At 68.7% G+C, this 19,803-nt stretch carries 22 protein-coding genes; 8 read left to right on the top strand and 14 right to left on the bottom strand.

From position 1 onward, the window contains the following. Positions 1-79 precede the first annotated feature (79 nt). The 5 genes from ABFG95_RS04480 (at position 80) to pdxK (ending at position 3,599) form a co-directional block, all read left to right on the top strand. Positions 80-565: a YbjN domain-containing protein gene (locus ABFG95_RS04480; RefSeq protein WP_054417406.1), complete on the top strand. Its 486-nt coding sequence runs from the start codon at positions 80-82 to the stop codon at positions 563-565. Positions 566-669: 104 nt separating this feature from the next. Next, positions 670-1,740, top strand: coding sequence for a peptidylprolyl isomerase (locus tag ABFG95_RS04475; RefSeq protein ID WP_312475892.1), 1,071 nt, complete (start codon positions 670-672; stop codon positions 1,738-1,740). After that, complete coding sequence (locus tag ABFG95_RS04470) at positions 1,673-2,155, top strand: MbcA/ParS/Xre antitoxin family protein (protein WP_348995508.1); 483 nt, start codon at positions 1,673-1,675, stop codon at positions 2,153-2,155. The genes ABFG95_RS04475 and ABFG95_RS04470 overlap by 68 nt, the downstream gene beginning before the upstream one ends. Further along, entirely contained in the window at positions 2,152-2,634 is a 483-nt protein-coding gene (locus ABFG95_RS04465) for an RES family NAD+ phosphorylase (RefSeq protein ID WP_348995507.1), read from the top strand. The genes ABFG95_RS04470 and ABFG95_RS04465 overlap by 4 nt, the downstream gene beginning before the upstream one ends. 101 nt (positions 2,635-2,735) lie before the next feature. Continuing rightward, entirely contained in the window at positions 2,736-3,599 is an 864-nt protein-coding gene (gene pdxK, locus ABFG95_RS04460; protein WP_054417410.1) for a pyridoxine/pyridoxal/pyridoxamine kinase, read from the top strand. A 33-nt stretch (positions 3,600-3,632) separates the two neighbouring features. Here the strand turns inward: pdxK and cynS are convergent, their stop codons facing one another. The 6 genes from cynS to ABFG95_RS04430 all read right to left on the bottom strand — a co-directional run bounded on the left by cynS (position 3,633) and on the right by ABFG95_RS04430 (position 9,039). Beyond that, the gene (gene cynS, locus ABFG95_RS04455; protein ID WP_045953619.1) at positions 3,633-4,076 is read right to left on the bottom strand and encodes a cyanase; all 444 of its coding nucleotides are present in this window, start codon (positions 4,074-4,076) and stop codon (positions 3,633-3,635) included. Between the two features lie 9 nt (positions 4,077-4,085). Continuing rightward, positions 4,086-4,880 (bottom strand): ABC transporter ATP-binding protein, encoded by a 795-nt coding sequence (locus ABFG95_RS04450; protein WP_063582677.1) that lies wholly within the window; start codon positions 4,878-4,880, stop codon positions 4,086-4,088. 5 nt (positions 4,881-4,885) lie between these two features. Continuing rightward, the gene (ntrB, locus tag ABFG95_RS04445) at positions 4,886-5,728 is read right to left on the bottom strand and encodes a nitrate ABC transporter permease (RefSeq protein ID WP_348995506.1); all 843 of its coding nucleotides are present in this window, start codon (positions 5,726-5,728) and stop codon (positions 4,886-4,888) included. Then, positions 5,728-7,113 carry a CmpA/NrtA family ABC transporter substrate-binding protein gene (locus tag ABFG95_RS04440; protein WP_348995505.1) on the bottom strand — a complete coding sequence of 462 codons (1,386 nt, stop codon included), beginning with the start codon at positions 7,111-7,113 and terminating at the stop codon, positions 5,728-5,730. The genes ntrB and ABFG95_RS04440 overlap by 1 nt, the downstream gene beginning before the upstream one ends. Before the next feature lie 132 nt (positions 7,114-7,245). Next, positions 7,246-7,884, bottom strand: coding sequence for a response regulator transcription factor (locus ABFG95_RS04435; RefSeq protein ID WP_054513818.1), 639 nt, complete (start codon positions 7,882-7,884; stop codon positions 7,246-7,248). A gap of 12 nt (positions 7,885-7,896) precedes the next feature. After that, positions 7,897-9,039 (bottom strand): PAS domain-containing sensor histidine kinase, encoded by a 1,143-nt coding sequence (locus ABFG95_RS04430; protein ID WP_348995504.1) that lies wholly within the window; start codon positions 9,037-9,039, stop codon positions 7,897-7,899. A 193-nt stretch (positions 9,040-9,232) separates the two neighbouring features. Between ABFG95_RS04430 and ABFG95_RS04425 the strand changes: the two genes are divergently transcribed. Then, on the top strand, positions 9,233-10,156 hold the full coding sequence (locus ABFG95_RS04425; RefSeq protein WP_059271658.1) for an ABC transporter ATP-binding protein: 924 nt from the start codon (positions 9,233-9,235) through the stop codon (positions 10,154-10,156). Beyond that, the gene (locus tag ABFG95_RS04420) at positions 10,153-10,914 is read left to right on the top strand and encodes an ABC transporter permease (protein WP_006386110.1); all 762 of its coding nucleotides are present in this window, start codon (positions 10,153-10,155) and stop codon (positions 10,912-10,914) included. Before ABFG95_RS04425 ends, ABFG95_RS04420 begins: the two co-directional genes overlap by 4 nt. Before the next feature lie 84 nt (positions 10,915-10,998). On the opposite strand, the gene ABFG95_RS04415 is transcribed toward ABFG95_RS04420, so the two are convergent. The 4 genes from ABFG95_RS04415 to ABFG95_RS04400 all read right to left on the bottom strand — a co-directional run bounded on the left by ABFG95_RS04415 (position 10,999) and on the right by ABFG95_RS04400 (position 14,338). After that, positions 10,999-11,697, bottom strand: a complete 699-nt coding sequence (locus tag ABFG95_RS04415) for a glutathione S-transferase family protein (protein ID WP_348995503.1) — start codon at positions 11,695-11,697, stop codon at positions 10,999-11,001. A 120-nt stretch (positions 11,698-11,817) separates the two neighbouring features. Beyond that, positions 11,818-12,213, bottom strand: a complete 396-nt coding sequence (locus ABFG95_RS04410) for a DUF4168 domain-containing protein (protein WP_054417419.1) — start codon at positions 12,211-12,213, stop codon at positions 11,818-11,820. 196 nt (positions 12,214-12,409) lie between these two features. Beyond that, a complete protein-coding gene (locus ABFG95_RS04405; protein WP_054417420.1) occupies positions 12,410-13,591 on the bottom strand; it encodes an acetyl-CoA C-acyltransferase in 1,182 nt (393 codons plus the stop codon). Between the two features lie 45 nt (positions 13,592-13,636). Beyond that, the gene (locus tag ABFG95_RS04400) at positions 13,637-14,338 is read right to left on the bottom strand and encodes a 4'-phosphopantetheinyl transferase superfamily protein (protein WP_348995502.1); all 702 of its coding nucleotides are present in this window, start codon (positions 14,336-14,338) and stop codon (positions 13,637-13,639) included. A 259-nt stretch (positions 14,339-14,597) separates the two neighbouring features. On the opposite strand from ABFG95_RS04400, the gene ABFG95_RS04395 reads away from it, so the two are divergent. Further along, positions 14,598-15,158 carry a LuxR C-terminal-related transcriptional regulator gene (locus ABFG95_RS04395; protein ID WP_006386116.1) on the top strand — a complete coding sequence of 187 codons (561 nt, stop codon included), beginning with the start codon at positions 14,598-14,600 and terminating at the stop codon, positions 15,156-15,158. Positions 15,159-15,178: 20 nt separating this feature from the next. On the opposite strand, the gene ABFG95_RS04390 is transcribed toward ABFG95_RS04395, so the two are convergent. The 4 genes from ABFG95_RS04390 to ABFG95_RS04375 form a co-directional block, all read right to left on the bottom strand. After that, complete coding sequence (locus tag ABFG95_RS04390; protein ID WP_054417422.1) at positions 15,179-16,495, bottom strand: TRAP transporter large permease; 1,317 nt, start codon at positions 16,493-16,495, stop codon at positions 15,179-15,181. A gap of 20 nt (positions 16,496-16,515) precedes the next feature. Further along, positions 16,516-17,046, bottom strand: coding sequence for a TRAP transporter small permease (locus ABFG95_RS04385; RefSeq protein WP_054417423.1), 531 nt, complete (start codon positions 17,044-17,046; stop codon positions 16,516-16,518). A gap of 61 nt (positions 17,047-17,107) precedes the next feature. Further along, positions 17,108-18,202 carry a TRAP transporter substrate-binding protein DctP gene (gene dctP, locus ABFG95_RS04380; RefSeq protein WP_348995501.1) on the bottom strand — a complete coding sequence of 365 codons (1,095 nt, stop codon included), beginning with the start codon at positions 18,200-18,202 and terminating at the stop codon, positions 17,108-17,110. 65 nt (positions 18,203-18,267) lie between these two features. Next, positions 18,268-19,803 (bottom strand): AMP-binding protein, encoded by a 1,536-nt coding sequence (locus ABFG95_RS04375; protein WP_336725657.1) that lies wholly within the window; start codon positions 19,801-19,803, stop codon positions 18,268-18,270.

Raw genomic sequence — 19,803 nt, 5'->3', positions numbered from 1 at the left:
TGCAGGGAGACTGTAATGAACGGCTTTGCCTGCGGACCGATCTCTCTGAATTGATCTCTTTTACCTAGGAATGACTGCAATGACCGACTCCAGCCTGATTCTCGACGTGAATGTCGAACGCCTGCAGGAACTGCTGCAATCCGCCGGCTATCGCGTCACCGTGTCCGAGCAGAACGGCATGGTGCAATTGTTGAGCGCCAGCCAGGGCGTGGGCTTCGCCGCGCGCATGGGCAACCCCGCCGTTGAACCCGGCAGCTACCTGGACTACACGCTGAGCTGCGCGCTGCGCGTGCAGGGCGAACTGCCGCCCGGACTGGCCGAGCGCTGGAACGTTGAAAAACGCTTCGCCCGCCTGACGCTGCAGGGGGTGTTCCTGGTGCTGGAACTGGACGTGATCCTGGCCGGCGGCGTGTCCGAGAACTACCTGCGCGCCACCGTCGAGCTGTGGGACCGTCTGTTGCAGGAGTTCCTGCTGTTCCTGCGCGCCAACGCCTCCGCCGAAGCTGGCGCCGATACCGACGCCGTTGAACCGCGGCAGGACGCCGCCACCGAGGCGCTGAACTGATCCATCCGCCAGGCCCGGCGCCTGGCGTTCGGGACGGCAACGTCCCCAACCCCCCAGGCCGCCGTGGCGGCGAATGGCGCATCCAAGCAAGCGAGGTTCCGACCATGAACATGTTTTCCAATCAGCCCGCGCGGCTGCGCGTGACCGCCGCGGTGCTGCTGATCGCGGTGCTGGCCGGCGCGGTGGCGCTGATGCGCGGCAGCCCGGCGCAGAGCAGCGAATCCAGTCCCGTGCCCGCCAAGGCGGCGGCCGCGCCGGAAAAGGGCGCGGCGCCGGCCGCTGCCGCCGCCGCCCAGCCGGCCCCGGCAAAGGCGCCAGCCGTGGCCACCCTGGGCGCGGTGCAGGTGGACCGCGACGAACTGGCGCGCCAGCTCGAATCGCTGCCGCCCGAGGCCCGGGCCCAGCTCAAGGGCAATCGCGCCGGACTGGACCAGTGGCTGCGCGCGCGCCTGGCCGAAAAGGCGCTGGTCGAGCAGGCCCGCGCCCAGGGCTGGCAGGAGCGACCCGAGCTCAAGCGCGCCTTCCAGGCGGCGCAGGAGCGCATCGTGCTGCAGACCTACCTGGATTCGGTCAGCCGCGCGCCTGACGACTATCCGGCCGAGGCCGACCTGCGCGCCGCCTACGAACGCGCCAGGCCGCAACTGGCGCAGCCGGCGCTGTACCGCGTCAGCCAGATCTTCCTGCCGGCGGCGCTGGGCGACGGCGAGGCCGTGGCCGCCGCGCGCAAGCAGGCGCAGGACCTGGCCAAGCGCGCCCAGGCGCCCAAGGCGGATTTCGCGGCGCTGGCCAAGAGCTATTCGCAGGACGCCACCACCCGCGCCCAGGGCGGCGACATCGGCTACGTGCCGCTGGCGCAGCTGACGCCGGAGATGCGCCCGGCCATCGAACAGCTCAAGGCGGGCGAGGTGTCGGCGCCGGTGCAGTCGGCCGCCGGTTTCCACATCCTCAAGCTGGTGGACCTGCGCGCGGCCAGCGTGGCGCCCTACGAGCAGGTCAAGGATGAGTTGCGTGCCGCGTTGCGGACCCAACGCCAGGAACTGGCGGCGAGGGCTTACCTGGAGGGGTTGCTGAATGCAGGAACCGTCAGCATCGATGGCGCGGCCCTCAATGCCGCTTTCGACCAGAGCGCGGCCGCCGCGGCGGCCCAGCCCGCCGTCGCCGCCCGCGCGCCCTGAGGGCGGCGGTATTGCCGCGGCGCTGCAGGCGCGGCTGGACCTGGCGCTGGGCCAGGCCGGACCGCCCGTCAGCCTGCAGTGCGCGGCGGCCCTGTTGCAGTCGCTGCGCGGCACCTTCGCCGGCGATCTGTCGCAGTGGCTGGCGCTGGTGCCGCAACTGGAACCCGGCCGCCCGCGCGATTCGTTGCGTGAGCACAGCCTCGACCTGGCCGACCTGCGGGTGCTGTACCGGGCGCTGCGGGTGGCGTGGCTGGCCGAGCTGGTGTTCGGTGGCGCCGAGGGCGCGCGGCGCTGGCTCTGTAGCCCCAAGCGCCGCCTGCACGGCCGGGTGCCCTTGCTGTTGTGCCAGCACGGACGCTACGCCGCGCTGATCGAGCAGTGGCTGATCAACATCGACGAAGGAAACGGCCCATGACCACGCTCTGGCGCTTGAGCAACAGCCAGGACCTGATGCCGCGCGCCCGCCCGGCCGGCCGCTGGCATGCCGCGGGCGCGTCGGTGGTGGTGCTGGACGCGACCCCCGCCGCCGCGGTGTTCGCGCGCTTGGCGCAGGCCGAGGTGGCGCACCCGCGCGCCTTGCCGCGCAATTACTTCCTGCTGGAAGTGGTGGTGCCGCTCGCGGCGGTGGCCGATCCGCGCCCGCCGGCCGGCTGGCAGAGCGACCTGCAGGCCTCGCGCGCCTTCGGCAACGCCTGGCTGGCGCGCGGCGATAGCCTGCTGTTGCGGGTGCCCTCGGCCGCCGGCGGCTGCCAGTATCTGCTGAACGCCGATCACCCCCAATTGGCGCAGTGCCAGATCGTGTCGTCGCTGGCCTATCCGTTCGCGCCGCACCTGGCGGGGATCGACGACGCGGTGCTGGACGGGGCCGGCTGGCTGGCCGCCGCGCGCGACTGAGGGCCGTGTTGGCCACGCCGCCGGCGGGGGCGGCGAACGGGGGGCCGCCGGGTGGGCATAGAATAAGGCGGATTTCGTCTCTGTCCGCAGGAGCCCTCCGTATGACCGCCATTTCCGCTGCCCCGACGCCCGGCGCAGCGCTGCCCGCCGTGACCGCGCGGGTCGACGTCGTTTCCATCCAATCGCAGGTCGTCTATGGCTGCGTCGGCAACAATGCCGCCATGCCGGTGTTCCGCCAGGCCGGGCTGCGCGCCATCGCGCTGCCCACCGTCATCCTGAGCAATACCCCGCACTATCCGACGCTGCACGGCGGCGCGGTGCCGCTGGACTGGTTCGAGGGCCTGCTGCGCGGGTTGGACGAGCGCGGCGTGACCGCGGTGGCGCGCGCCGTGGTCTGCGGCTACCTGGGTCAGCCCGGGCAGGCCGACCTGCTGGCGGACTGGCTGCGCGGGCTGCGGGCGGCGCGGCCCGAGGTGCGGGTGCATATCGACCCGGTCATGGGCGACCGCAACGACGGCCTGTACGTGGATGCCGGGCTGGTGGCGCAATACCGCCGCAGGCTGGTGCCGCATGCCCACGGCATGACGCCCAACCATTTCGAGCTGGAGCAGATGGTGGGCCGGCCGCTGGCCTCGATCGACGAAGTGGCGGCGGCCGCGCGCGAACTGATCGCCGAGGGGCCGGAATGGATCGTGGTCACCAGCGCCGCGCCGCAGACCGCGGCGCCCGGCACCCTGCGGCTGGCGGTGGTGACGGCCGCCGACTGCGTGGTGCTGGGCCACCCCGAGATCGCCATCCCGCCCTCGGTGCATGGCACCGGCGACGTGTTCATGGCGGCCATCACCGCGCGGCTGCTGGCCGGTGATTCCCTGGAAAACGCGGCGCGCGACGCGGCCGCCGCCGTGACCGGAGCGCTGGCGCGCACCCGCGATCTCGGCTGGGAAGAACTGGCGGTGGAAGGCTGACGCGGGCGGGCGGCCGCGCCCGCCGTGTCCTGCTCAATACGTCTTGTAGGGCAGGAACTTGCCGCTCATCACGATCTGCACGCGATCGCCCTTGGGATCGGCCTCGCGCGTCAGGTCCATCTTGAAGTCGATGGCGCTCATGATGCCGTCGCCGAACTCTTCGTTGATGAGCGCCTTGAAGGTGGTGCCGTAGACGTTGATCAGTTCATAGAAGCGGTAGATCAGCGGGTCGGTGGGCACCGTGGTGGGCAGCGAGCCCTTGTAGGGCACCACCTGCAGCTGCACCACCGCGTCGGCGGGCAGGTCCAGCAGGCGGGCGGCGGCCTGGGCCTGTTGCTCGGTCAGGGTCATCTGGCCCAGCAGCGCCGCGGTGGTCCATTCCTTGCTCTGGCCGACGGCCTCGGCGATGGCGGCCCAGGACAGCTTCTTTTCCAGGCGGCGGGTGACGATCAGTTCGGTGACTTCGGCGCGGGACATCATGGGGGTTCACTCCTTGTGGGAAGCCTTGTCGACCAGGAAGTCGACGAGATGGTTGCGGATTTCGTAGTAGCGCGGCTCGTGGTGCAGGCTGGCGCGGGTGCGGCCGCGCGGCAGATCCACCTCGACCGACTCGGCGATGCGGGCATGGGGGCCCGCGCTCATCAGCAGGATGCGGTCCGACAGCAGGATGGCCTCGTCCACGTCGTGCGTGATCATGAAGACGGTCTGGCGGGTTTCCTGCACGATGGCGCGCAGTTCGTCCTGGATCGTGCCGCGCGTCAGCGCGTCGAGCGCGCCGAAGGGCTCGTCCAGCAGCAGCATGCGCGGCTGGATGGCGAAGGCGCGGGCGATGCCCACGCGCTGCTTCATGCCGCCCGACAGCTCGCACGGCTTCTTGTCGGCGGCGCGGGCCAGGCCGACCATGTCCAGGTAGCGCAGGCTGTGCTCGCGCACCTGGGCGCGGGAATAGGCCGGCCAGCGCGAGCGCACGCCGAATTCGACGTTCTGCAGCGCGCTCAGCCAGGGCAGCAGGGCGTGCGCCTGGAACACCACGCCGCGCGCCAGCGACGGGCCGGCGATCTCGCGGCCGTCCATGATGACGACGCCTTCGCTGGCTTCGTCGATGCCGGCCAGGATGTTCAGGATGGTGGTCTTGCCGCAGCCCGAATGGCCGATCACGCAGACGAACTGGCCTTGTTCGATGCCGAAGTCGATGTTCTCGAACACCGGGGCCGCTGGCTGGCCGTTGCGCCCCGGATAGCGCTTGGCCAGCGCCTGCACTTGCAGAAAGGGTTGGCTCATGGCGTTCACTCCCGGTAGCTGACCAGCTGCGCGGCGCGCGCCAGCACGGTGTCCAGCAGCATGCCGACCAACCCGATGAAGAGGATGGCGCAGATGATGTTGGCGATGGACAGGTTGTTCCACTCGTTCCACACGAAGTAGCCGATGCCGGTGCCGCCGATCAGCATCTCGGCCGCCACGATCACCAGCCAGGCGATGCCGACCGAGATGCGCATGCCGGTCATGATGGTGGGCGCGGCCGCCGGCAGGATCACCAGCAGGGCGGTGCGCAGCCGCGACACTTCCAGCGTGCGCGCCACGTTCAGCCAGTCCTGCCGCACGGCGCCCACGCCGAACGCCGTGTTCACCAGCATCGGCCAGAGCGAGCAGATGAAGATCACGAAGATGGCGGAGGTGTCGGCGTCCTTGATGGTGTAGAGCGCCAGCGGCATCCAGGCCAGCGGCGAGATCGGCTTGAGCACCTGGATGAACGGGTCGAAGGCGCGGTAGACGGTCCTGGACATGCCGATCAGGAAGCCCAGCGGGATCGCCACCAGCGCCGCCAGCAGGAAGCCGGTCAGCACCCGCGCCACCGAATACGCCAGCTGCACGCCGATGCCCTTGTCGTTCGGGCCGCGGTCATAGAACGGATCGCGCAGGTGCTGCCACAGCCGGGCGCCGACCTCGGCCGGGCCGGGAAAGGGCGTCTGCGAGCCGCCGGCCGCCGCGTTGCCGACCAGCGCCGCATAGGCCGGATCGACCGTCGCCGCGCTGGCGGCGGGGCGGGTGGCGACGTGCCACAGCAGCAGGAACAGCAGAAGCAGGATGACGGACAGGAAGGTCGCCCGCCAGGGTTGCACGGCCCGCATCAGCTCCTCCGGATCTTGAAGCTGGCCAGGTAGGCCTCGGGCTGGGCGGGGTCGAAGGGTTTGCCCATCACGCTGAAGGTCTTGGCGGTGTCGGCGGGCGGGGGCAGGCCGGCCTCGCGCATCAGGCGCACCGCGTCGGTCGCCAGGAACACCTCGTTGGCGATCTTCTGGTAGTCCACATCGCCCTTGACCTGGCCCCAGCGCTTCATCTGCGTCAGGATCCACACCGCGAACGAGCCCCACGGCATCGGGTCGAAGTCGATGCGGTTCGGATCTTTCAGGACGTTGCCCAGGCCGTCGGCGTAGGTGCCGGTCAGCACCTGTTCCACCACCGTGACCGGCTGGTTCAGGTAGTTGGGTGTGGCGATGGCGGTGGCGATCTCCTTGCGGTGGGCCGGATCGCGGGCGTAGGCGGTGGCCTCGATGATGGCCTTGAGCAGGGCCTGGTAGGTATTGGGCTGGGAGGTGACGAATTCGCGGCTGGCCGAGAACGCGCAGCACGGATGGCCGTCCCAGATGGCCTTGGACAAGGTGTGGATGAAGCCCACGCCGTCATAGACCGCGCGCTGGTTGACCGGGTCCGGCGCCAGGAAGCCGTCGATGTTGTCGGCGCGCAGGTTGGCCACCATTTCGGGCGGCGGCACCGAACGGATCTGCACGTCGGTATCCGGATCCAGGCCATGTTCGGCCAGGTAGTAGCGCAACAGGTAGTTGTGCATGGAATAGTCGAACGGCACCGCGAACTTGAAGCCCTTCCAGTCCTTCGGATCGCGCCGGTCCTTGTGCTTCATCGACAGGGTGATGGCCTGGCCGTTGATGTTCTCCACGGCGGGCATGGTCCACGGCACCGCTCGGCTGGCGCCCACGCCCAGCGAGATGGCCAGCGGCATGGGCGACAGCATGTGGGCGGCGTCGTACTCGCCGGACATGGCCTTGTCGCGGATCAGCGCCCAGCCGGCGGTCTTGACCACTTCCACGTCCAGTCCCTGCTTGCCATAGAACCCCATCGGGTGCGCCATGATGATGGGCGTGGCGCAGGTGATGGGAATGAAGCCGACCTTCAGCTTCTGCTTCTCCAGCGGGCCGGCGGATTGGGCAAAGGCCTCCTTGGCGGCCGCCAGCGGGAACAGCGCGGCGACGGCGGCCATGGCCGTGCCGCCGCCGACCGCGCGCAGGAAGCGGCGGCGCAGGGCGTCCTGCGGGAACAGGGCGCGCATGACGGCGCCTTCCACCGCGCGGTCAAAGGCGGCGTCGCCGGACGCCGCGCCAGCGCGGGCGTCCTGGCCGTCCGCCGCCGCGCGCGCGTGCTCGGCCTGGGAGGCATGGCGGCCGCAGGCGCAGGCCAGGCGGCTGGCGGGATCGAACGGATTGCTGAACAGGGACATGGAGGTCTCCAGGGTTCGGAATGCCTCCATCTTGGGGCGCGCCGCCGGCGCCCGGTATCGCCGGTTCGACGATATCCATGTAGGGGGCGCACTACACGGTGCGCGGCCGCGCCGGGCCGGTGCGCGCCGCGCTCAGCGCGCACCCAGGTGGTGCGCGCGGGCATAGTCCACCAGCTCGACCAGCGTGCGCACGCCCAGCTTCTCGAAGATGCGGGCGCGGTAGGTGGAAATGGTGTTCACCGACAGCGCCAGTTGCTCGCCGATGGCCGACACCGATTTGCCGGCCGCCAGCAACTGCAGCACCTGGAATTCGCGGTTGGACAGCAGCTCGTGCGGCGGCCGGGTGCTGTCCTGGCGCACGGTGTGCGCCAGCAGTTCGGCAACGGTCGGGGTGACGTACATCCGGCCGGCGGCGGCGTTGACCAGCGCCGCCAGCAGCTCGTCCGGATCGCAGCCCTTGTTCAGGTAGGCATGGGCGCCGGCGCGCAGGGCCCGCACCGCGAACTGCGATTCCGGATAGACCGACAGCATCACCACGCCCAGCGCCGGATGGTCGGCGCGCACGGTCTTGAGCACGTCCAGGCCGTCGCGCTCGCCCAGCGCCACGTCCAGCACCATCGCGTCGAAGGGCTCCTGGCGCAGCGCGCGCAGGGCGGCGGGGGCGTCGGCGGCCTCCCGCACCAGGCCCACGCGCGGGTCTTCCTGCAGGATGCGGGCCAGGCCGCGGCGGATGATGAGGTGGTCGTCGACGATCAGCAGGTTCAGGGGCATGGCGTCGTCTCCTCAGGCCGCTTGCGGGTTCAGGCGCAGGCGGGCGCACAGGCCGGCGCCGGGCGCGCTGTCCAGCTCCAGGTCGCCGCCGATGGCGCGGGCCCGTTCGCGCATGCCCAGGATGCCGAAGGTCTGGTGCGTCTCGGGCAGCCGCATGCCCACGCCGTCGTCTTCCACTTCCAGCAGCAGGCCATCCTCGCCCCAGACCGCGCTGACGCTGACGCTGCGGGCCCGCGCGTGGCGCTGCACGTTGGTCAACAGTTCCTGCACGATGCGGTAGACGGCGATTTCCGCCTCGGGCTCCAGGCGGCGGCTTTCGGTGTCGGGCGGGCACAGGTAGCGGCAGCGCAGCCCGCTGCGCGCCTGCAGGTCCTGCAGCAGCGTTTCCAGCGCCGCCCACAGGCCCAGGTGGTCCAGCACCACCGGCCGCAGGTCGTTGAGGATGCGGCGGGTGGCGTCCATGGCCGTCTGCGTCACCTCCAGCATGCGGTCCAGGTGGGCCTGCAGGGGCGGCTCGCCCGCCAGTTGCCGGCGCAGCCAGTTCAGGTCCAGTTGCAGCGCGGTGAACGAGGCGCCCAGGTCGTCGTGGATATTGCGGGCGATGTGGGCGCGTTCCTGCTCGCGCAGCGTGCTCAGGTGCGAGGCCAGCCGCCGCAGCGATTCATGGACGGCGCTGAGTTCGGCGGTGCGCACCTGCACCCGCGCTTCCAGCTGCGCCCGGGTGCCTTGCAGCTCGCGCTCGATGCGCTTGCGCGCGCTGATGTCCGAAAACGTCACCACCGCGCCCACCACCTCCTGGTCGTTGCGGATCGGGTACGAGGCATACTGCGCGTCGAAGCAGGAGCCGTCGCGGCGCCACAGCACCTCGTCGTCAACCCGTTCGCCGCGGCCGTCGCGAAAGGCCTTGAAGATGCGGCAATCGTGCACCGGCATCAGGCTGCGGTCGGCGTGCGAGTGGTGGATCAGATAATGCATGTTGCGGCCCACCACCTCGTCGGGGGTGTAGCCCAGCATGGCCGCGCCGGCGCCGTTGATGAAGATGCAGCGGCCGCGCAGGTCGATGCCGTAGATGCCCTCGCCAGCCGATTCCAGCAGCATTTCCAGCTGGCGGCGCCAGGCCGCGTGGTGTGACAGGTGTTTCAGATCCGCGAACATGCCATTGACCGGCCTGGACGGCCGGTCCCCCTGTGTTGGGCGTGCGCCGCCCTGTTTTTTGCCTGCCCGGGCAGTGTACGGCAGCCCGGAACATTTATTGCGTTTTCCAAACACAGCGTTCCACCTGCCCGAACAAGCGGCCTGCGCGCGGAGGGTAAAATTGCCGGTTGTCCACACCAAGCTGGGAGCAAGCGTGCAGCCGGTCATTTCAGTTCAGGGCCTATCCAAGCGATACGCCTCCGGATTCCAGGCGCTCAAAAGCGTCGACCTGGAAATCCAACGCGGCGAGATCTTCGCCTTGCTCGGCCCCAACGGCGCCGGCAAGACCACGCTCATCAGCATCATCTGCGGCATCGTCAACCCGACCGAGGGCCGGGTGCTGGCCGACGGCCACGATATTTTGACGGACTACCGCGCCGCCCGCAGCGCCATCGGCCTGGTGCCGCAGGAAATCTCCACCGACGCCTTCGAAAGCGTCTGGAACACCGTCACCTTCAGCCGCGGCCTGTTCGGCAAGCCGGCCAACCCGGAATACATCGAGAAGGTGCTGCGCGATCTGTCGCTGTGGGACAAGAAGGACAGCCGCATCATGGCCCTGTCCGGCGGCATGAAGCGGCGCGTGATGATCGCCAAGGCGCTGTCGCACGAACCCAAGATCCTGTTCCTGGACGAACCCACCGCCGGCGTCGACGTCGAGCTGCGGCGCGGCATGTGGGACATGGTGCGGCGCCTGCGCGAGAACGGCGTCACCATCATCCTGACCACCCACTACATCGAGGAAGCCCAGGAAATGGCCGACCGCGTCGGCGTGATCCGCAAGGGCGAGATCATCCTGGTCGAGGAAAAGAACGCGCTCATGACCAAGCTGGGCAAGCGGCGCCTGACGCTGACGCTGAAGGCGCCGCTGCCGGGCATCCCGACCGCGCTCGAACCATTCCACCTGGAACTGTCGGCCGATGGCCGCCAACTGGTCTACACCTACGACAACCAGGGCGGCGGCCAGATCTCCGGCCTGCTGCGGCGCCTGACCGAACTGGACATCGAATTCACCGACCTCAACTCCTCGGAAAGCTCGCTCGAAGAGATTTTCGTCAGCCTGGTGCACGGACAATCATGAATTTCTACGCAATCCGCGCCATCTATCGCTTCGAAATGGCCCGCGCCTGGCGCACGCTGATGCAGAGCGTGCTGTCGCCGGTCATCTCCACCTCGCTGTACTTCGTGGTGTTCGGCTCGGCCATTGGTTCGCACATGGTGCAGATCGACGGCGTCAGCTACGGCGCCTTCATCGTGCCGGGCCTGATCATGCTGTCGCTCTTGACCCAGAGCGTGGCCAATGCTTCGTTCGGCATCTACATGCCGCGCTTCTCGGGCACCATCTACGAGATCCATTCGGCGCCCATCTCGTACCTGGAGATCGTCGCCGGCTACGTCGGGGCGGCGGCCAGCAAGTCCATCATCCTGGGGCTGATCATGCTGGCCACGGCGCGCCTGTTCGTGCCGTTCGAGATCGCGCATCCGTTCTGGATGCTGGGGTTCCTGCTGCTCACCGCCGTCACCTTCAGCCTGTTCGGCTTCATCATCGGCGTGTGGGCCGACGGCTTCGAGAAGCTGCAGATCATCCCGCTGATGATCATCACGCCGCTGACCTTCCTGGGCGGCACCTTCTATTCCATCAAGATGCTGCCGCCGTTCTGGCAGGGCGTGACGCTGTTCAACCCGGTGGTGTACCTGGTCAGCGGCTTTCGCTGGGCGTTCTATGGCGTGGCGGACGTCAACGTCACGGTCAGCGTCGCCATGACGCTGGTGTTCCTGGCCGTCTGCCTGGTGGTGGTGCGCTGGATCTTCAAGACCGGCTATCGCCTGAAGACCTGAGCCTGTCCGTCGGCCGCCCGCCGGAGCAGGGAGGCGGCCCGCGCGTGACGCCCGCGTGTGCGCCGGGCGCCAGCGCCGCCCCGGCTACGCCGCCGCCACGGGCGCCTGGCGCGCCAGCCCGCCATGGGCATCGAGCAGCCGCTCGCGCCACGCGGCCACCGGATCGTCGGCCGCCAGCAGTTCCAGCGCGCTGGTGCAGCGCGCCCACATGAAGAATCCGAACACCGCGTAATCCGCATAGGCCGGCTGCTGGCCGGCCAGGTACGGCTGCCGTGCGAGCATCTGGCGCAATGGCAGCAGGGAGGCGCGCAGGGCCGCCAGTTGTTCCTCCCGCAGCGCGGGCAGGTCTTCGAGCGGGCCGAAGCGTTTTTCCCGGGTGTGGCGGAAGTAGTCCTTGTCCTTGGCGTCGATCAGGGCGTGGATCTCCGGCAGCAGCAACCGCGCCAGCGTCGGCACCAGGGTGGTGTCGGCCCAGCTGTTGGCGAACAGGCTGAGCGCCCGGCCGGTGTCGCCGCCGAACAGCGAGGGGCGTTCGGGGAACGTGTCTTCCAGGTAGCAGGCGATCTGCCACGAATCGCTGATCACGTGGTCGCCGTGCACCAGCACCGGCACCAGCTTCTGGCCCGAGAATTCGATCGCTTCCTTGTCGGTGAAGCGCCACGGCACGGTGCGGGCGGCCAGGCCCTTGTGGGCCAGCGCCATGTGCGTTTTCCAGCAATGCGGGCTGAAGCGCAGCGTCGGATCGGAGCCGGCCAGGTCGTACAGGGTGAGATCGGGGGTCAAGATGCCGCGCTCCTTTGGAGGGGTAGGCCCTGGGCCTGTGGACAGGTGCCTAGGATACCTCCAACGGCGGCGCGGCTGGCGCGGCGACCTCCCGGCCGGGCGGGCCGCCGCGCGCGGGGCCTACTGTACCGTCGCGCCGGCCTTGCCCATCTTCATCAGCCGTTCCTTGAGCTGCGGGTTCTGCTGCACGGCCTGGCCAATGCCGTTGAACTCCTGCACGGACAGGCCGTCGGCCTGCACCAGCTTGACCATCTTGGCATCGGCTTCCTGGATCACTTTCTGCTTTTCCGCGTCGGTCTTGGCGGCATCGACCTTGGGACGGTATTCGTCCACCACGCCCGACACCTTCTGCGACGCGGACGCGAAGCGCTGCAGTTGCTGGTCGGTGGGCTGCACCGCCGCCGGCGCCATGGGCGTCTGGCTGGCGGGCGGGGCGTTCTGCGCCAGGACGGGGGCACCGGACAGCGCGGCCGTCAACATGATGGCCGACAGGATTGCGGTTTTGGAATGCGGCATGAAACCTCCTTGTTCCGGATGAATGTCCGACCATGATGGCAATGCACCCGGGGAGGCTTCAAGTTTCGCAATGTGTTTTCCTGTGTCGGCAGGCCACGACGGGGCGGGCCGCGCACAGCAGCGCGGCGCCCGGAGGCGCCGCGGAAACGTTTACGCGCAATTCAGTGACGTCTTAAAACGGGGGCGTGACCCTTTTTTAGACCATTTCCAGCGCGATCGCCGTGGCTTCGCCGCCGCCGATGCACAGCGTGGCCACGCCGCGCTTGCCCTGGGTGGCCTTCAGGGCCCCCAGCAGCGACACCATGATGCGCGCGCCCGAGGCGCCGATGGGGTGGCCGACCGCGCAGGCGCCGCCGTGGATGTTGACCTTGTCGCGCGGGATGTCGTGTTCCTTCATGGCCGCCATGGTGACCGCGGCGAAGGCCTCGTTGATCTCGAACAGGTCGACGTCGGCGGTCTTCCAGCCGGTCTTGTCATAGAGCTTCCTGATCGCGCCCACGGGCGCGGTGGTGAACCACTCGGGTTCCTGCGCGAAGCTGGCGTGGCCGACGATACGGGCGATCGGCTTGCAGCCGAGCTTCCTGGCGGTGGATTCGCGCATCAGCACCAGCGCGGCGGCGCCGTCGGCGTTACCGGACGAGGACGCGGCGGTGATGGTGCCGTTGGCGGCGAAGGCGGGCTTGAGGGTCGGGATCTTCTCGACGTTGAGCTTTTGCGGGCGTTCGTCCAGCTCGATCACCGTGTCGCCCTTCTTGGACTTGATGGTGACTGGCACGGTCTCCCATTTCAGCACGCCGTCACGCGCGGCCTGCTGCGCGCGCGACACCGATTCCACCGCGAAGGTGTCCTGCTCCTCGCGGGTGAAGCCGTACTTGGCGGCGCAGTCCTCGCCGAACGTGCCCATGGCGCGGCCCACCTGGTAGGCGTCCTCCAGGCCGTCGAGCATCATGTGGTCGTACATGGTGGCGTGGCCGGCGCGATAGCCGCCGCGCGCCTTGGTCAGCAGGTAGGGCGCGTTGGTCATGGATTCCATGCCGCCGGCCACCACCACGCCGTAGGTGTCGGCGACGATGCCGTCGTGCGCCAGCATCGCGGCCTGCATGCCCGAACCGCATACCTTGGACACCGTGATGGCGCCCACCGACGACGGGATGCCCGCCTTGATCGAGGCCTGCCGCGCCGGCGCCTGGCCCTGGCCGGCCTGCAACACGTTGCCCATCAGCACCGCGTCGACCTGATCGGGCTTGAGCCCGGCGCGCTCGAGCGCGGCGCCGATGGCGACGGCGCCCAGTTCATTGGCGGACAGTGTGGAAAATTCGCCCTGGAAGGCGGCCAGCGGGGTGCGCACGGCACTCACGATAACGATGGGATCAGACATGTGAACGCTCCTTGTCGATGGGGGACAACGTAAGGGGGAGAGGCTTCAATGACCAATTTCCAAGGCAGTATAGACGTGGCCTTGTGCGCTGCGATAGCCGCATTGGAACAGGTGACCCGGCCCGAATTCCGCCGTGGCCGCGCGCAGCAGGCGCAGTTCCAGGCGCTGCGCGGCCGGGTCGATACGGGTCAGGGTGACGTCGGGAAAATCGAACGCCACGCGGGTGAGCGGCTGCATGCATTTGTAGAACGCTTCCTTGGCCGAGAACAGCAGCGTGGCGAACTCGGCGCGCGTCAGCGCGCCGGCGTCGAACTCGCGTTCCTCCGGCCGCATGCAGACCGATTCGATGGCCTCGACCGCGGGTTCCTCGGCGATCGCCTCGATATCGATCCCGACCGCGCGCACGTCGCGCCGCCGCGCCACTGCCACGCCCACCAGGCGCCGGCTGTGGCTGATCGAACCGACGTAGCCGTCGGGCCAGAGAGGCGAGCGGTCCGCGGCCACGCCGACCTGCGTGGCGGGCGCGCCCAGCGCGGCCAGCAATTGCGCCGCCAGTTGGCGGCCCGCCTGGAACTCCGCCTGCCGGCGTTGTCCCGGCGGCAGGCCGTCCGGCGTGATCCATGCCAGCCGCTGCGCCAGCCGTGGCGTCAGCGGCAGCGCCGGCAGCGCGTCGATGCCGTCCCGGGTCATGGCGGCCCGCCAGGCGCGCGGGGCGTGAAAACGGAAGTCGCGAAGGGTTGCATGCAAGGATTGAAACGTCGTTGGAGCGCCGAGGCAAATCCGGCCCGGAAACACCGGAAGAACGCGCGTGGGAACGGGGCTTTCCGGGCGGCCGGACTGCCGGGAAAACCCGTCTGAAACCGCAGGAAAAAGCCCATTCCAGGTGCCGAATGCTTCTTATACACTGGCGCCTCGAAGCCCGCACGCACAAGATGCGGGCCGCCATAAAAGCGCGGCGGATTCCGCCGCGCAACGGCAAAACCGGCACGCTATCCGGGGAGACAATATGAGTGACTTTCACCTGACATTGCTCGCCTTCAAGGAATCTCCCGCGCCGCAAGTCATCTGCAGCGCGCGCAAGATCTCGGAATGCAATCACTCCTTCGCGAATCTGTTCGGCTATACGCGCAGGGAACTGGTGGGCAAATCGATTCTGCAGCTTTATCCCTCGCTGTCCGATTTTCACCAGATCGGCCAACGCTGCCTCAAGCACCTGGAAAGCAATTGCTACTACGAAGACGAGCGCTTCATGCAGCATCGCAGCCGCGAGGTGTTCTGGGCGCGCGCGCGCGGCATCACCCTGACCCCGGAGGACCCTTTCGACCTGATGATCTGGAGCTTCGAGCGCATCGCCGAAAACTGCCTGCGCACAGCGAACCTGACGCGACGCGAGCGCGAAATCTCCGCGTACGTGGCCAACGGCCTGAGCTGTAAGGAGATCGCCATGCGGCTGGACATCTCCTACCGCACGGTAGAGGTGCATCGCGCCCGCATCATGCGCAAGCTGGACGCCAAGAACACCGCCGAGCTGGTATCCAAGATCATCCTGGTCGACAACATGGCCTGACCGGCGCCGCGCGTCCCGCTTCATTTTCCGAGCATCATCTCAGGCAGGATCGTGACGATGACCGGGAAGAAGAACAGGATCAGCGTGGTGACCACCTCCATGATGACGAACCACCAGGCGCCGTGGAAGATGCGCGTCAACGGCGTCTGGCGGTCGATGCCCGCGATGACGAACACATTCAGCCCGACCGGCGGCGTGATCAGGCCGATTTCGCACATCTTCACGGCCAGGATGCCGAACCAGATCGGGTCGAAGCCGAGCGACACCACCGTGGGGAACATGATCGGCAGCGTGATCACCAGCATCGAGAAGGCATCCAGGAACATGCCGAGCGGGAAGTAGGCCAGCAGCATCAGCCCCACCACCAGCAGCGGCGGGATGTCCGAGGAGACGATCACCTCGGCGATCTGCTGCGGGATCTGCACCAGGCTCAGGAACAGGCTGAAGATGCCCGCGCCCAGCATGGTGAACAGGATCATCACGGTGGTGGTGACGGCGTTGCGCAGGCTCTCGACCAGCTTGGCGCCCAGCTCGCCGCGCGCCTGCCGCGCGCACAGCAGCATAATGAACGCGGCGCATGCGCCGACCGCGGCGGCCTCGGTCGCCGTGACGAAACCCAGGTAGATGCCGCCCAGCACGATCACGAACAGCACCAGCACCTGCCAGCCGTTGCGGACCGAGGCCACGCGCTCGCGCCAGGGACTCTTGGGCAGCACCGTGGCCGCCATCTGCGGCGAGGCGCTGATGACGCGGATGCCCAGGATGAACACCAGCGTCGACAGCAGGCCCGGCAGCACGCCGGCCACCAGCATCTTGCCGGCCGAGACCTCGGTCAACGCCGCGTAGAAGATCAGCAGCACGCTGGGCGGGATCAGCACCCCCAGCACGCCGCCGGCCGCCACCGCGCCGGCCGACAGGCGCGGGTCGTAGCCGGCCCGCTTCATCTCGGGAATGGCGACGGCGCCCACGGTCGCGGCGGTGGCCACGCTGGAGCCCGAGGTGGCGGCGAAGCCGGCGCAGGTCAGCACGCTGGCGATGGCCAGCCCGCCCGGCATGTGGCCGACCCATTTGCGCGCCACGTCGAACAGCTTGCGTCCCACCCCCGCGTGATGGGCGAAGGCGCCCATCAGGATGAACAGCGGAATGACGGTCAGCAGGTACGAGGCCGACTGCGCGTAGGAATAGGATTTGAGCCGGTTCAGCACGAAGGCGCTGTCTTCGACCAGGATCAGGCCCGTGATGCCCGCCAGCGCCAGCGCGGCGAACACCGGCGCGCCCAGCAGCAGGAACACGAAGATCAGGCCGGTGGCGATCAGCGTTATGGTGACGTCGTCCATGGAGGGGATCCCGGAAAGGGTCAGTGCGAGGCCAGCGCCGGCGTGGCGCGGGCGGCGGGTTCGGCGCGGCACAGGCTGCAGCCGGCCTGCGCCAGCATCTGCAGCGCGCCGAACCACAGGCCGATGGCGACGATGGCCTTGGTCCACCAGACCGGCACTTCGACATAGCCCCAGCGGAACTCGCGGATCTCGATCGATTCCAGCGCCTCGCCGCTGGCGGGGTAGGCCAGCATGGCCAGTACCGCGGCGGCGGCCAGCCAGGCCAGCGCGTCCATCCACTGCGCCACGCGCGGCGGCACCTTCTTGTGCAGCAGCGTGACGCGGATGTGGGCATCGTCCATCTGCGTCCAGCCCAGGCCGAAGAACACGATCACCACCAGGCTCAGTTCGGACATCTCGAACAGTCCGGGGATGGAATGGCCGTAGAGGGCCCGCACGATGGCATCGAGCGTGATGCCGAACATCAGGAACAGCAGGAACAGCGTGGCGATGGCGCCGAACAGGTTGGAGAGGGCGCGCAACGCCGCGCCCAGGCGGGAGGAGTAGTCCATGGATGTTCTGCCGGTGGGCGGCCCGGCGCGCTGGCCGGGCCGCGGGGGAAGGAAACCGCCCTCAGGCCTCGGCGGCCAGTTCGTCGAAGCGTTTCAAGCTGCCCTGCTTGTCGTACTTGGCGATGGCGTTGTTCACCAGCGTCTGCATCGCCAGTCCGTCCAGCCCGGCGGGCCTGGCCACCCGATCCACCCAGCCGTCGGTCTGGGCCGGCTGCACCAGGCCGCGCGCCTGGTCCTTCTCGGCCTGCGGCAGCGACGAGAACTTCGTGCCCTCGGCCTTGGCGGTCTTGACGTACTGGCGCGCGGCCGCCTCGTAGATGCGGGCGTATTCGCCGCCGTAGATTTCGCTGACGATCTGGTCGCTGACCTGCTTGACCGGATCGGGGAAGTTGTTCCACACGCGGGCGTTGATAATGGTCGCGGCCGGGCCGTGCGGGCCGTCGCCGATATCGGTGAAGTACGGCGCGATCTCGTGCAGCTTGTAGGCCACGGCGGTAATGAAGTCGAAACCGTAGACGCCGTCCAGCACGCCGCGTTCCAGCGCGGTGTAGACCTCGGGCGCGGCCATCGGCACGGCGGTGCCGCCCAGCCGCTCGATGACCTCGTTGGCGGCGCCGTAGCCGCGGATGCGCTTGCCGCGGATGTCCGCGATCGAATTGATCGGCTGGCGCGTCACCAGCGGCGCGTAGTACCAGTTGGTCCAGTACAGCACCTTGCTGTTGTAGCGGCGTTCCCATTCGTCGCGCAGCGGCTGGTATTCGGCGTAGACATCCCGGCACAGCCATTGCAGCGCGTCCGAGCGGTGCATGCGGTAGTACCAGTCCAGCCCGCGTGTCACGGGCAATTGCGACTGGTAGTAGCCCGGCGAGATCAACGACATTTCCGAGGTGCCGTCGCGCACGGCGGACAGGTGCTCGCCGACCTTGTTCAGGGATTGGGCCCAGTAGCGCCGCACCTTGACCGCGCCGTTGGTGCGGGTTTCGAGCTGCTTCAGGTACCACTCGTCCAGCCGCGACGGGCCCGAGGTTTCGCTGATGTAGCTGTCGAACTTCAGGGTGACCGGCCTGGCCGCGGCGGCCGCGCGGCCGGTCCAGATGGCCGGGGTCGAGGCGCCGGCCAGCAGGCTGGCGGCCTTGATGAAATCGCGTCTTCTCATGCTCTCCTCCTTGGGGGATTCCGGCTTCTGATGCGCCGGTTCATTGGCACGGCCTGGCAACAACCCTAGCCGGTGGATTCGGCACCGCGCAGTGCTTCGCGCAATGCGGTCTTGAGAATCTTGCCGTAGCTGTTCTTGGGCAACTCTTCATGGAACACATAGCGCTTGGGCTTCTTGAACGAGGCGATCTCGCCGCGGCACCAGGCGTCCAGTTCCTCGGGAATCAGGGTGGCGCCCGGGCGCTTCACCACGAACGCCACCACTTCCTCGCCCCATTGCGCGCTGGGGGCGCCGACCACCGCCACCTCGCGCACGCCGGGGTGGCGCGCCAGCGCTTCCTCGACCTCGCGCGGGTAGATGTTGGAGCCGCCCGAGATGATCACGTCCTTGCTGCGGTCGGTCAGCGTCAGGAAGCCGCAAGGGTCCAGCCGGCCGATGTCGCCGGTGCGCAGCCAGCCATCCACCAGCGTTTCGGCGGTGGCGGGATCGTTGCGCCAGTAGCCCTGCATCACGGCGTTGCCGCGCACCAGCACTTCGCCCTCGGTACAGTGGGGCACCGCGCGCAGCGCGGCGTCGACCACGCGCAGTTCCATGCAGCTTTGCGCGGTGCCGACCGAGGCCAGCCGCGCCGCGCGTTCGGGATGGGCGGCGTCGGCGATGACGTCGCGCGACAGGGCGGTGATGGTCATGGGGCTTTCGCCCTGGCCATAGATCTGCACGAAGCGCTGGCCCAGCACCGCCAGGGCTTCCTCCAGGTCCGCCAGATACATCGGCGCGCCGCCGTAGATGATGGTCTTGATGCCGCGGCCGTCGCGGCCGCCGGCGCGCGCCTGTTCGACCAGGCGCTTGATCATGGTGGGCGCCGCGAAGAACGACAGCGGGCCGGTCTGTTCGGCCAGCGCCAGGATCTCGGCCGGCTCGAAGCCGCGCGACTCGGGCACGATGTGGCGCGCCGCCTTGCGCACGTACAGCACGTGGTACAGCCCGGCGCCGTGCGACATGGGCGCGGCGTACAGCATGCCGTCGCCGGGCTCCACGGTTTCCACGTCCACCGCGTAGCACAGGCCCATGGCCACCAGGTTGCGATGGCTCAGCATCACGCCCTTGGGCCGGCCGGTGGTGCCGGAGGTATAGAACAGCCAGGCCAGCGCGTCGGCGGCCAGCGCCGCGGGCGGGGCCCAGGGGCCGGGCGCCTCGCAGACCCTGGCGTAGTCGGCGCCATCGATCTCCAGGTGGCGGCAGGCCGCCGGCAGGCAGTCGGCCGGCAGGTCGTCGCGCCGGTCGGTGAAGATCACGCTGGCGTCGGCGTTGGCGGCGATCCAGCCGACTTCCTTGTGATGCAGCTTGGGGTTGATGGGGACGGCCACCGCGCCCAGCCACCAGGCTGCGTACAGCAGTTCCAGGTACTCGACGCGGTTGCGCGCGAACAGCGCCACGCGGTCGCCCGGGGCCAGGCCGTGTTCCTGTCGCAGCCAGGCGGCCAGGGCGGCCGCGCGGCGGGCGAAGTCGTGATAGGTGGCGTGCAGCCGCAAGCCGTTGAACAGGGCCGGCCGCGCGCCGTGCTCCAGCGCGGCCGCCTGCAACCAGTTGGCGATATTCAT

It is taken from the genome of Achromobacter sp. HNDS-1 (assembly GCF_040084795.1).
GTDB classification, from domain to species: domain Bacteria; phylum Pseudomonadota; class Gammaproteobacteria; order Burkholderiales; family Burkholderiaceae_B; genus Achromobacter; species Achromobacter ruhlandii.
The sequence above is the reverse complement of the archived record's forward strand: the minus strand, read 5'-3'. Positions and strand labels throughout refer to the sequence as shown.